Annotated in this window: 11 protein-coding genes, 2 tRNA genes and 1 pseudogene; 6 read left to right on the forward strand and 8 right to left on the reverse strand. The window is 59.9% G+C overall.

The genetic code is table 11. The annotated features are described in order from the left end of the window. The first annotated feature begins 750 nt into the window (after positions 1-750). Entirely contained in the window at positions 751-1,143 is a 393-nt protein-coding gene (locus FJ964_RS03125; RefSeq protein WP_263493345.1) for a DUF805 domain-containing protein, read from the forward strand. Positions 1,144-1,473: 330 nt separating this feature from the next. On the opposite strand, the gene FJ964_RS03130 is transcribed toward FJ964_RS03125, so the two are convergent. The 4 genes from FJ964_RS03130 to FJ964_RS03150 form a co-directional block, all read right to left on the reverse strand. Continuing rightward, entirely contained in the window at positions 1,474-2,034 is a 561-nt protein-coding gene (locus FJ964_RS03130) for a hypothetical protein (RefSeq protein ID WP_140549025.1), read from the reverse strand. A gap of 196 nt (positions 2,035-2,230) precedes the next feature. Continuing rightward, positions 2,231-2,851, reverse strand: coding sequence for a hypothetical protein (locus tag FJ964_RS03135; protein ID WP_140549026.1), 621 nt, complete (start codon positions 2,849-2,851; stop codon positions 2,231-2,233). 9 nt (positions 2,852-2,860) lie between these two features. Beyond that, positions 2,861-3,436: a site-specific integrase gene (locus FJ964_RS03140; RefSeq protein WP_140549027.1), complete on the reverse strand. Its 576-nt coding sequence runs from the start codon at positions 3,434-3,436 to the stop codon at positions 2,861-2,863. A gap of 381 nt (positions 3,437-3,817) precedes the next feature. Continuing rightward, positions 3,818-4,399 carry a hypothetical protein gene (locus FJ964_RS03150; protein WP_140549028.1) on the reverse strand — a complete coding sequence of 194 codons (582 nt, stop codon included), beginning with the start codon at positions 4,397-4,399 and terminating at the stop codon, positions 3,818-3,820. A gap of 241 nt (positions 4,400-4,640) precedes the next feature. Here FJ964_RS03150 and FJ964_RS31280 point away from each other — a divergent pair. Continuing rightward, positions 4,641-5,043: pseudogene (locus tag FJ964_RS31280) on the forward strand (DUF2130 domain-containing protein); the annotation flags it as partial. A gap of 146 nt (positions 5,044-5,189) precedes the next feature. Here FJ964_RS31280 and FJ964_RS03160 read toward each other — a convergent pair. Beyond that, positions 5,190-5,265: transfer RNA gene (locus tag FJ964_RS03160), tRNA-Val, on the reverse strand. A gap of 217 nt (positions 5,266-5,482) precedes the next feature. Here FJ964_RS03160 and FJ964_RS03165 point away from each other — a divergent pair. Further along, positions 5,483-5,559 (forward strand) — tRNA-Asp (locus tag FJ964_RS03165). A 126-nt stretch (positions 5,560-5,685) separates the two neighbouring features. On the opposite strand, the gene rbsK is transcribed toward FJ964_RS03165, so the two are convergent. From rbsK to ugpC, 3 genes are read right to left on the reverse strand one after another with little or no spacing between them, the layout of a single operon-like run. Further along, complete coding sequence (gene rbsK / locus FJ964_RS03170) at positions 5,686-6,615, reverse strand: ribokinase (RefSeq protein ID WP_140549029.1); 930 nt, start codon at positions 6,613-6,615, stop codon at positions 5,686-5,688. 4 nt (positions 6,616-6,619) lie between these two features. Beyond that, positions 6,620-7,072, reverse strand: coding sequence for an RbsD/FucU family protein (locus tag FJ964_RS03175; RefSeq protein WP_140549030.1), 453 nt, complete (start codon positions 7,070-7,072; stop codon positions 6,620-6,622). A 27-nt stretch (positions 7,073-7,099) separates the two neighbouring features. Continuing rightward, positions 7,100-8,149, reverse strand: a complete 1,050-nt coding sequence (gene ugpC, locus FJ964_RS03180) for a sn-glycerol-3-phosphate ABC transporter ATP-binding protein UgpC (protein WP_140549031.1) — start codon at positions 8,147-8,149, stop codon at positions 7,100-7,102. A 289-nt stretch (positions 8,150-8,438) separates the two neighbouring features. Between ugpC and FJ964_RS03185 the strand changes: the two genes are divergently transcribed. From FJ964_RS03185 to FJ964_RS03195, 3 genes are all read left to right on the forward strand, one after another. Further along, positions 8,439-10,103, forward strand: a complete 1,665-nt coding sequence (locus FJ964_RS03185) for a sugar ABC transporter substrate-binding protein (RefSeq protein ID WP_140549032.1) — start codon at positions 8,439-8,441, stop codon at positions 10,101-10,103. 97 nt (positions 10,104-10,200) lie between these two features. After that, positions 10,201-11,322 carry a sugar ABC transporter permease gene (locus FJ964_RS03190; RefSeq protein ID WP_140549033.1) on the forward strand — a complete coding sequence of 374 codons (1,122 nt, stop codon included), beginning with the start codon at positions 10,201-10,203 and terminating at the stop codon, positions 11,320-11,322. Between the two features lie 13 nt (positions 11,323-11,335). Then, positions 11,336-12,253: a carbohydrate ABC transporter permease gene (locus FJ964_RS03195; protein WP_140549034.1), complete on the forward strand. Its 918-nt coding sequence runs from the start codon at positions 11,336-11,338 to the stop codon at positions 12,251-12,253. Positions 12,254-12,376: the final 123 nt, after the last annotated feature.

Below are 12,376 nucleotides of genomic sequence, written 5' to 3' on the forward strand. Positions count from 1 at the left end.
ACAGTCCCATATTAGTCATGAAGGTTGGGCGATGGCGATTTGGTATTGGCACAGTGACGAACGGCTGGGGTCCCTCCCCGAGACGACTGTTCGGCAGCTCTTGGCACCTGCCGCAGCTGTGATGCGGGTGCGTCCTTCTGGATCGAATTTTTGGAGCGGCCGCAGGCCCGGCCTGGGAAACGCAGGTTGTCTCAGCGATTCCGTTGAGGGCGAGCCTCGGGTCTAAGGGACCGCGGCGGTCGGGTGACTAGGTTTACTTCTGGCGGTGGGGAATACATCAAATGAAAAATTGGGTTGATAAACTGTGGGCCAGGCCTTGGTGGCCCTTTGCCGTTGTGTTGATTGGAGCGCTTGTCCTCTGGCTACTTGGCTATCGTGATGACGATCCTCGTATAATTCAGCCCCCGTTGTTCCCGTTCTTTTGGATGGCTATGGCCGTGGTTGTTGTGGGCGCCTTCGGGCCGCAGGTCCTGCGCCACCTAGCGAAGCGCCGAAAGGGGAAATAGTCCGCGGCCCTCTTGGCTTGGATATCTGTGGCCCCGCGGGACCTAAATGGGGGTGTAAACCAATGCAAGAGGTTATCCTTCAGAGACAAATGAAGGAGCTTGTCTTTCACTACAATAACGCAATTAGGAAATACGTTACGTTCTCAGGTCGTCTCAGCAGAAAAGGTTTCTGGTTATTCTGCCTCGATGTCAATATAATATCTATATTAGCCTTTGCGGTCGATCGAAGTTAGGGACAGGTCGACTGTTTACTAATTTGGTGGCGCTCATTCATATTATTCCCTACTTCTCGGCGCTGGTGCGACGACTGCACGATGCCGGATACAGCACGTGGGTTGCCATACCGTGCATTGTACCGCTGATCGCATTTATCTTCGCGGTGATGGCTTCTGAGAAGGGGCCGAACGAGTACGGGCCTGAACCTGGGCCATACTCGTCGGAGGCGCACCAAAATCCAAACGCTACGCCACAGCCCATGCAGCCGCTACAGGCTTATGTGAGGCCCAGAGATTCCAAGGCTGGCGAGCCGCCGATCGAAAAGCTGGAGCGCCTAGCCGAACTGCGAAACAAGGGCGCGATAACCGACGCCGAATTCGAACAAATGAAGCACCGCCTGTTGGGCACCACCCCGATCTAGCGTTCGGCCGCAAGCCGATGGCGCGAGCAAGCAAAGGCTTCCTCTCGCGCCTAGTTGTATGGACAGCGAGGTTGAGACATCCACAGCCGTGCTCTCCGTCGATACGGCTTTCAATTATCCAAACCTCGCGGATTGAATTCAGCAGGGCACCCGATCCGGGTGGCCCCGCTGTCACCGCGACCAGGCGGTATCGATTTCTATCACATCTTCTGCAGTTCAAGCGGCCGCGGCCGGGAGGCGGCCTTCGGTTTCTGATAACTAGGGCTCTATCCTTTAAATAGGCGCAATCATTGAGACGGATCATCGACATCCACGACGTCGACGGTCCGATCATGCGCCCCACCATCCTTGCTGGCAGGCTTTCCAGATCACATAGTCGACCTTCGAGACACTGTCTCCGGACCGGTTGGACAAACGGCTACATAATTCCTGGACCGTCTCGCCCGACCTTGCAGCGACCCTCTCTAACAAGACATCGGGTTTCGCAACGTCCACGCCCAGGTTCTTTGCTAAATGATACTTTGTGATCCCCCCGACATGTGGAAGGGTCTCACAAAACTCGATCACCGCATCCGATCCGATTTGCCATACCGACCGAAACCCGTCGAAATAGTCCGTTCGGTTTGTCATAACCTGGTTGATGGATTTCTTCTTTCCCGGGTGTCCGAAGGTGTCCCCCACTTCTCCGGTTTCGATCAGGGACGGTTTCATTCGTGACCAGATGTCTTGGGCGACCGTCCACCTCATTCCACTGTTGAGGATCACGTAGGAGACTTTCAGGGCAAAATCGGTCGCGTCGATCGGAGGGGATTTTGTCTCGACCTTCTTCATCGCGTCCGGATCGAGCTCGACCACCCGTTGCCGATAACCGAGATACTCTTCGAGGGTCACCTATGGGCTCCCGCTCTTTGCCGGCGCGCACCAATCGTTGGTGATGGCTCTGTCAGTGTAAAAGTGACATTTCACCCCGACGGAACGATCGATGAAATTTCTACTAGATTTCACTACCGACCACGCCGTCCCTTCGATTGAGAATGATCTCGTCCGGACCAACCTCCTAAGGTCGAAAAGGCCGCCAAGATTTCTACTAGAATCTACTACCAACTACCCCTCCCCTCCGAATGAGAATGATCTCGTCAGGATCGATCTGGTAAGGAACTCTCCGGTCACGCAGCGAACACCGCGCCCGCTGCAAAACCTTCATCGAGTCGGAGTCGAACAACCGGATCGTCCTCGCGGTCATACGGTAGGCAACTGTCCAATGATCGTGGCGACCAGAGAGGCCGATGATGGCGACCTGGTTGCCGCGAAGACCTTCGCGCAACGCGGCCCATAGATCGTCGAACCGACGGACTTTCGAGGTCAACATGGCCATGCTGATCGGTGCCTCGACTACCTCTTGAAGGTAGTCGCAGGCGGCCCCGACAAGGGCGTAGACGGTAGGAATTTCGATCCCCAGTCCGACCGTCTCATGGGCTGTCACGCTGTTTGTCGTCAGGCTCTCCGACAGAACTTGGAAAAGGTCAATCGACTTTTCGCGTCCAAGCTCCGGGAACAGATATCGGACAGCGTTCATCACGCAATAGACGCCGCAAAGGCTATCCAGATCCCCTTGGTTGAACGGCGCCAGGATCTTCTCGGCGACAGGGATCCTCAAAATCCGCGCGCGCGGGATCGGCGCACCAACCACTTCGTTTCGGTCAGACATAGCGCTATCTCAGATCATGGAAACGATGCGGCGTTGGGCATCGGTGTCGCCGTCGATGTAACTCTGGGTCATCGACAGAGACTGATGGCCGGCGAGGAGTTGAACGTCGCGAAGACATCCTCCTGCGCGGTGCGCGGATCGTGCTGCCGTCGTGATGAAAGTCCGGCGTCCCGAATGAGACGAACACCCTTCGAAGTTGAGCTCGCCGTACAGTTCGACGAACCAATTGACGATGCTGTTTGCCCGCATCGCGCCACCGCGGCTTGACCTGATCACCGGGCCGTCGACTCCCTCCTCTCCTCGCAACAAAGACAGTGCACCCTTGAGGATGGGATGGAGTGGGATACGGCGGCCGGATTGACGTTTCGCGATACGATCCTCGATCACGACCAGGCTCCCGATCTTCCCCTTCGGATCGAGGAGCATGGACCACTCCAATCCGGCGATTTCGCAGGCCCTCAGCCCGGCCTTACAGGAGAGGAGGATAATCACCCGATCCCTCAGCGGTCGCGATGATTTGCGCGTATGCGCAAGCATTTTGCGCAACATCGAATCGGTGATGACCTTGGCTTGACGACCAGACATTGGGTTGCGCTCCAGGGATGGGGACAACTCCAGATTATAGGAAAATATTCCTGCTTTCAAGCCGAAAGGCGCCCTGGAATGCCGTCTTTCTGGGGTATTTAACCTAGGCTTTCGAGAGAGAATTGGTCGTCGGGTCTAACGAGATCAACGTGAGTCTGAGCCAAATCCAACAGGGCCCGTTGGGTTTCGTTTCCGTTTTCCAAGCCACTCACGACGTATTGCTCACACAAATTCGCGCGTCCGGCGACGACCGCCTGAGTGAGGCCAGTAGCTATGGAACGCAGTCCCGAATTCGCCTCGGTGACAGGTTCATTCTTGGCCGGGTGCCGTTTGAACTCGTGCTTGAACAACTGCGTCCCGATGGCCAGCTCACACCAAGGCTCACATGCACAATGCGCAACTGAACACCACCTCGCCATCGGGCTTGCGCCAAAAATCGCCTAACAGGCTGCCGCAATCCGCACAGCATTGACCAGTTCCGAGGCGTCGCCTCCCTAGGTAAACCGTGGTTATGTCGCCACCCAGTTCGTTATCGTATTCGGACCATTCCCCGGGCGCGCCGGGCGCGTGCCTTAGGCCCCGTGATATTGTGGAGATGACCTTGTTCGGTCGCTCGAACATGCACCTATTCGAGAACCTTAGGATGTTGCCGAACCTAAGGACGATGTAGTTTTGACGCTCAAGGAAGTCCCTCCACTTCGAAGTGTCTGTGTCTTTCGATGCTCCATCCAGTTCGATCATCAGGTCGTAACCCTTGCCCGAGTTCCTGATTGCGAAGTCGATGCGCCTATGTCGTCCGGTATCGTCGACGAACTCGTATTGCGCGGTGACATCGTCGGGAGTTAACCCAGGAACCTTAGCGAGGATTAGGTCCACAAACTTCTGTTCAAAATCGGCTGGATGCTTCGTCTTGTGCGCGTTGGCAGACTTCCATCCGGCCCAATCATGAACGTCCCGCTTCATGTTCCCTCCCTTCGTTCGTCCCTATGCCGAACGTGGGATACACGATCCGCGATTTCAAATCTGCTGCCGAATGCCGAGCTTCCTCAAGAATACCAGGAGCTCGAGCGGCTGATGGAAGTCCATGTATGCAATTGAGGGCTGCAGAATCGCGCACGAAGTTGAAGCCTGTCTTCGGCTCGGTTTAGAAGCGGAATTGGGAGAGGTTTCGATGGCTTCACCATTCAGCCCCTTTGCGCAGCATATAGCCTTGATAATCTCCGAGGCCCTGCCCCTGGAGTAGAAGCCTTTCGATCTGATCGACGGCCTCTACGCTGCAAATCCGAGACGCGCACGCCCCGTTGCGGTGATGTTGCGACAGTCGCTAATCGAATTAGGAAACTCAACCTTGCCCATACTGGTCAGGCTTCCAAGATGGAGTTGGTGTATGGGTACCTGACCGGCCCTCGTTTCAGGCAGCGGATAGAGGCGATCCTGGAAAAGTTCTCGGACATGCGGCCCTGGGCTAAACGAGAGGTACAATCCAGGGCGTCATCGAGTCCACAGTCGGAATGTATGGCGACCTCCAGGGTATCGCTGGCAAGGTGATGCAGGAGATCGAGAGCCTTCAAATTTTGGCAGTGGAAGGACCATCCGAGAATGATTGATTCCCGCCCCATTGTCTGGCGTTATCGAGCTGGAACAGGGGAGTCACTCAAGCGCACCGGTTGCTAGTTTGTAGCTAGGGCGCCCATCTGGAGAAATCTGAATCAACCAACGATCGCAAATAAGCATTAAAATTCAGCAGGTTATATGGTGGGCGATGACGGGCTCGAACCGCCGACATCTTCGGTGTAAACGAAGCGCTCTACCAACTGAGCTAATCGCCCGCTCCGGGCCGGACCTTTAAGCGGTCGGGGCCGGCTTCGCAAGGCCAAATGAACAGTCGACGCCCGGTTCACAGGCTGGATTTGCGAACAAAACGCCGGCTGTCAAAAAACCTTCTCCAGTTTGTTGTTATGATGGTTTCGTGCGCTTGACACCCGGTAGCGAACCCCTTATCCAGCGGCCCAACGACGAACACGGCTGACACGTGCTCGTCAATGCGCGGGTGTAGCTCAGTTGGTTAGAGTGCCGGCCTGTCACGCCGGAGGTCGCGGGTTCGAGCCCCGTCACTCGCGCCATTTCTCTCAAGGGTTTCAAACCCTTGGCTGGAGAGAAATGAAGACATTGATCGTCAAAGATATCTGCCTTGCATGAGGCCTGAGGTAACTTAGGCCAGCTAGGCTAGTGCCTACAATTCGCAGCGATCAACCCCTCGCCAGCAGGGCCTCTACCTCCTGCAGCGTCGGCATCGATGGCGCCGTGCCGGGTCGCGTCACCGAAATGCCGGCTACCGCACAGGCAAAGCGCACCGCCTGCAACGGCTCCACGCCTCGCGAAAGTGCTGCGGCCAGCCCGCCATTGAAGGCGTCTCCCGCTCCAGTGGTCTCGACCACCGGCCCCGCGCTGACGGCCGGGACATGGTCGGAGCGATTCTTCGAGTGAAGGAGCGCGCCCTTCTCGCCCAGCGTTACGATGACCGTGCCGACACCCTTTTCAAGCAGCTTGCCGGCGGCGCGGCGCGCGTCGTCGACCGAAGCGACCTTCATTCCGGTCAACTCCTCAGTCTCCGTCTCGTTGGGCGTGAGGTAGTCGCAGAGCGAATAGATGCGGTCGGGGAGTTTGGCCGCTGGAGCCGGATTGAGGATGGTCGTCACCCCTGCCCCGCGCGCGATCTCCAGCGCCCGCAGAGCCGCCTCGATGGGCTGTTCGAGTTGCGTCACGAAGACGCCGGCGCCACGAATCAAGGCGGCATTGGCCTCGATGTCGTCGGGCGAGATCAGCATCGCCGCGCCGGGGCTGACGATGATGGCGTTGTTGCCGGTGCCCTCCTCGACGAAGATATAGGCGGCGCCCGTATAGCTATCGGGCGTGTCGATCACGGCATTCTTCACGCCGGCGTCCTTCCAGGTGCGCTTGGCCATGTCGGCGAAGGCATCGACGCCGAGGCGCGTGAGAAAGGTTACATCGGCGCCAAGCTTGCCGACAGCAACCGCCTGGTTAGAACCCTTGCCGCCGGGACCGAGGGTAAAGGACGTTCCGAGGATCGTCTCGCCCATGCGCGGCTGCCGCGCGGCGCGATAGGCCGTGTCGGCGACAAAGACTCCGAGGATGACGATCGGCTTGCCGGCCACCATGCCGCTACTCCGCATCCGGCGGGACCACGCCCTTGCGGAAGGCGAAGCAGCCGTAGAACCGGCGTTCGCCGGTCTGGATGACGCAATAGGCCTGCTTGGCGCGCTCGTAGAAAGCGTAGCGCTCGACCGGCAGCATCGGCCATGGCTTGCCCTCGGCGGCGTCGATCTCCTTTTGCACTTCCTGCTGGACGGGCGGGATCTCGTCCGGCTTGCCGACGATCTCCATGCGCGCGGCTGAATCGTCGACGAACGTATCCAGCGGGTAGAGCGACAGCACCGCCTCCACGACTTGCGCCGCCGGCGCATCGATGCGCAGCAGCCGCCCGAGCGCCGTCTGGCGCGCCACTGAATCGGAGGGGAAGTTGGTGTCGGCGATAATCAGGTCGTCGCCGTGTCCCATCGCCCGCAATGCCTGGAGCACGTCGGCATTGAGGAGCGGATTGATCCCTTTGAGCATGATATTCCTCGCGAAATGAGTTTGAGGTCAGAGACGCCTGCCGGTCTCGGCATCGAACAGATGGATGTGGTCGAGCCGCGGCCTGAGCTTGAGCGTATCGCCGGGCTTGAAGTCGTGGCGCTCGCGAAACAGCGCCACCATCTCGCCGTCGCCGAAACGCAGGAAGACGAGGGTTTCTGAACCAGTCGGCTCGACCACCGAAATCTTGGCAGGCACGCCATCGGCATGGATCTCGAGATGCTCCGGGCGCACGCCGTAGACGACGGCGCGCCCTTCCTCCACGGCGCTGCCGGGCGCGACGGGAAACAGAGATCCGGCAATGTCGACGCCGCCCTTGCGCATGGTGCCCTTGAGCAGGTTCATCGAAGGCGAGCCGATGAAGCCGGCGACGAACAGATTGGCCGGCCGGTCGAACAATTCCAGCGGCGCACCGACCTGCTCGATGCGGCCGTCGCGCATCACCACGATCTTGTCGGCCATGGTCATGGCTTCGATCTGGTCGTGCGTGACGTAGATCGTGGTTGTCTTCAGCCGCTGGTGCAATTCCTTGATCTCGGTACGCATCTGCACGCGCAGCTTGGCGTCGAGATTTGAGAGCGGCTCGTCAAACAGGAACACCTGCGGGTTGCGCACGATGGCGCGGCCCATGGCGACGCGCTGGCGCTGGCCGCCGGAAAGCTGCCGGGGATAGCGTTTCAGGTAAGGGTTGAGGTCGAGGATGTCGGCGGCGCGCTTGACCCGCTCGGCAACCACGGCCGGATCGGTTTTGCGCAGTTTGAGCGCGAAAGCCATGTTCTGCTCCACCGTCTTGTGCGGATAGAGCGCATAGTTTTGGAACACCATCGCGATGTCGCGCTTGGCCGGCGGCAAGTGGTTGACCACACGGTCGCCGATGGCGATCGTGCCGCCGGAGACGGTCTCCAGCCCGGCCACCATTCTCAGCAGCGTGGACTTGCCGCAACCCGAAGGACCGACCAGCACCACGAATTGGCCGTCAGATATATCGACGCTGACTTCGTGCAGAACCTTGACGGTTCCAAACGCCTTGGCCACTTTGCTGATCGCGACTTGAGCCATATCTCCCCCGTCGGCTCCATTGCCGTATGCGCAGAAGCTAACCAACGCGACCTGCCAGGGCAAGCCGGTCTCTTCCCGACAAAAACCAGGTCTCGTTGACACGGCGTTTGGTTGCGAGAATAGTGACGGGCGCTGGTCCGAATACCGGTCGCCCGAACCAAAAAAACGGAACTTCAATCGAGCAGGTGGGGTCCTGCATCGTTCGTTTCCGAGCCGGGAGAATCGTTTGGCGCTCCAGCGCCTGAGAAATTTGGCCGCATTCACAACAGATATTCTGGGAGGAACATCGATGAAAACAGGTCTCTACGAAACGCTGGTCCGCGCGGGGGCAACCCGACGCGGCATATTGAAGGGCGCGGCCTCGATGGCCGCGATCGCTGCCGCATCCGGCGCCGGGCTCGGCGCCCTCACGCGCCCGGCCTCCGCCGCCAGCGAGCTGCGCTCGAAAATCCTGCAGATCCCCGGCGTGGGCAAGGGTCAGCCGACCGACGCCGACTTCCAGAAGGTCGGCGAGCTCTGCCTCGAGGCGACCAAGGCCAATGTCAAGGAAGGCGAATTCGCCGGCGTCGAGCTTACCTTCATGGGCCTCAACAACCAGAACCTGCACAATGTGCTGTTCCGCGGCTTCCTGAAGCCCTGGGAGACCTATACCGGCGCCAAGATCAACTGGATCGACCTGGCGCAGGCCGACTACAATGCCCGTCTGCAGCAGTCGATCGCCACCGGCACGGTCGACTTCGACATCATCGAGATGGGCGCGCCGTTCGAGGGCGACGTCTGCGGCAAGGGCCTCACGTCCGAGATGCCCGACTGGGTCAAGACCCAGATCGATTTCGACGACCTCGTCAATTATCTGAAGCCGCCTGTCGGCACCTGGAACGGCAAGCAGTACCGCGTGACCGTCGATGGCGACGCGCATAATTTCAATTACCGTACCGATGTGTTTTCCGATGCCGATCTCGCCAAGGCCTGGAAGGACGGCGGCGGCGGCGGCGAATGGGGCGTGCCGAAGACCTGGCAGCAGGTCCAGGCGGTCACCAAGTTCCTCAAGGGCAAGCAGATCAAGGGTCAGGACGTCTACGGCTATCTCGACGCGCCGAAACCCTGGGGTGGATTCGGCTTCTATTTCCTTGGCAGCCGCGCCACCGCCTACGCCAAGCACCCCGACGACAAGGCCTGGCTGTTCGACGCCGACACGATGAAGCCGCGCATCAACAATCCGGCCTGGGTGCGCGCCATACAGGACGTGATCGACGCGCTGCCTTCGGAGCCCGCCGACCAGATCAACGCCGATCCGAACACCACCGCCTTCCAGCAGTTCCTGGCCGGCACCGGCTCGATGGTCACCTGGTGGGGCGATGTCGGCTCGAACGTCAAGACCAACGACTCCTCCGTCGTGGGCGACGTCACCGGCTTCTCGATCCTGCCCGGCTCCGACGACGTCTACAACTCCAAGACCGGGCAGTGGGACAAACTCGCCAGCGGACCGAACTATGCGCCGAACTGCGCCTATCTCGGCTGGGGCGTATACGTCATGGCCCGCGTCGATAGCGACGAGAAGAAGAAGAAGGCGGCATGGTCCGCTGCCGCCCATCTCGGCGGCAAGGACCTGTCGATCTGGACGGCGATGTACCCGTCGGGCTTCCAGCCCTACCGCAACTCGCATTTCGACATTCCGGAGTGGGTGGCGGCGGGCTATGACGAAGCCTTCATCACCTCCTATCTCAAGTCGGAATCGGACAGCTACAACCACCCGAACGCGGCGATCGAGCCACGCATCCCCGGCATCTTCCAGTACTATTCAGCCGCCGAGGACATTCTGGCAAACACCTTCGCAGGCAAGATGAAGGCGCAGGAGGGCGCAGACGCCATTGCCGCGGCCTGGGAGAAGCTGACCGACCAGATCGGCCGCGACAACCAGATCAAGCTCTACAAGGCCTCGCTCGGCCTGTAGGCAGGCGTTATGATGGATCACGGCCCGGCGAAACGTCGTCGCCGGGCCGTATCTCGGCCGGCTTCGGCCGGTCATTTGCGCAAATGAGGCAAGAGGCGTGGCTGACCAGACTTCGACCACGAATGCGTGGCCGGCAAATTCCGCACCGACCGACCTGATCCCGCCCGGCCGCAAGCGCCTTGGTTGGTCCCTGATGGCCGTCGCGACGCTCGGCCTTCTGGCAACGATCCTGGTGCAAATCCTCTACAAGAGCGAGGTCGACACGATCGGCTTCGAGACATGGCGGCCCGTGGTCTACGCCTACGTGCTGTGGGGCGTGGCACTCGGCGTCGGCCAGGTGCTGACGCGCGGCGAAGACGGCCAGCGTGCGCTGTTCCTGCTGCCGGCGCTGCTGTTCACCATCGCCATGGTGATCTTCCCGACCCTGTTCGGCTTCTATATCGCACTGACCGACTGGAACCTGAGTTCATTCTCGGGCCGCAAGTTCAACGGGCTCGACAATTTCTGGCAGATGCTCGGCGATCCCTATTACCGCAACGCGCTGTTCAACATGGTGCTCTACGTGCTGGCGGTGCTGGTCGAATATGTCATCGCCTTCGGCCTGGCGCTGCTGCTCAACGCGCAGATCCGGGCGCGCAAATTCTTCCGCGTCGTCTTCCTGATGCCGCTGATGCTGTCACCGGTCGCGGTATCCTGGATGATCGGCAAATCGCTGATGGAGTACCGGTTCGGACCGGCGGCGACACTGGCCCGCCACCTCGGCTGGGACAACCCCGCCTTCTTCTCCAACCCGATCACCGCCCGCATCTCGATCATGATGCTCGACGCCTGGACCTTCATCCCCTTCATGATGATCATGCTGCTCGCCGGCCTGCAGGCGATGTCACGCGAGGTGCTGGAGGCCGCGCGCGTCGACGGCGCCACGGCCTGGCAGACCTTCTGGCAAGTCACCTTCCCGCTGATGCTGCCGGTGTCGGTGACCGCGGTCGTGCTGCGCATCATCTTCAAGCTGAAACTGGCAGACATCATCATCACGGTCACCTCGGGTGGTCCCGGCGGCGCCACCGATTCCGTGTCGAGCTTTATTTATCGCGAGTACCGGGACCGTTCCAATGTCGGCTACGGCACGATGCTGGCGATGGCCTATCTCGTCATCATCGTGGTGTTCGTGACCTGGCTGCTGAAGGTCGCCAACCGCTTCGTGCGCAATGTGAACTAGTGCGGCAGGGATCATGAGCGTTCAGACCACCGACTACACCGTCTCCGAAATCCGCTCGCCGGCGAGCTTCATCACCAGCCGCGTCTTCATCTATGGCGCGCTGGTGTTCTGGGCCTTCATCTGCCTGTTTCCGATCTACTGGACGATCACGACCTCGTTCAAGTCGGCGGTAGACGTGACCCAGGGCCATCTCATCCCCTTCATCGACTTCCAGCCGGACTGGAAGGGCTGGCGATCGCTCGGTCTGTCGCCGGATTCGATCTTCCAGACGTCGACCGTCCGCGACGAATTCTTCAAGCGCTTCATGAATTCGGTCATCACTTCGGTCGGCGCGTCGAGCCTGGCCATCATCATCGGCAGCCTCGCCGCCTACGGCCTTACACGCTATCGCTATCACTTCGCCTGGTTCAAGAACGAGGACATTTCCTTTTTCTTCCTGTCGCAGCTCATCCTGCCGCCAGTCGTGCTCGCACTGCCGTTCCTGGTGCTTTACCGCGAAGTCGGCCTGCTCGACACGCGCATCGGGCTGATCCTCCTCTACACGCTGATGGTGCTGCCAATCGTCATCTGGATCATGCGCGACCAGTTCAATTCCATCCCGGTCGAGCTCGAGGAAGCGGCCCTCGTCGACGGGTTGTCGATCTGGGGCGCGTTCTTTCGCATCGTCATGCCGATCGCCCTGCCCGGCATGGTCGCGGCTTTCATCCTGGCGATGGTGCTGTGCTGGAACGAGTATTTCTTCGCCGCCCTTTTGACCTCGACCGACGCCAAGACAATTCCGGTCATGGTGGCGAGCCAGACCGGTTCGCAAGGCATCAATTGGTGGTCGATGGCGGCGCTTGCCACGGCGGCAATCGCGCCCTTGGCCGTCATCGGCATCGCGCTGGAGCGCTACCTGATCATGGGCATGACCGCGGGAGCGGTGAAATAGGCGGCGCTCCTTCTTCCCGCCTTGTGGGGGAAGGTGGATCGGCGCGCAGCGCCGAGACGGATGAGGGTGTTCCAGCGAAGTGAGACGTCGGCGTTCCCTGGAACACCCCTCATCCTTCGCCTT

This window comes from Mesorhizobium sp. B2-3-2 (genome assembly GCF_006442295.1).
Lineage (GTDB): Bacteria > Pseudomonadota > Alphaproteobacteria > Rhizobiales > Rhizobiaceae > Mesorhizobium.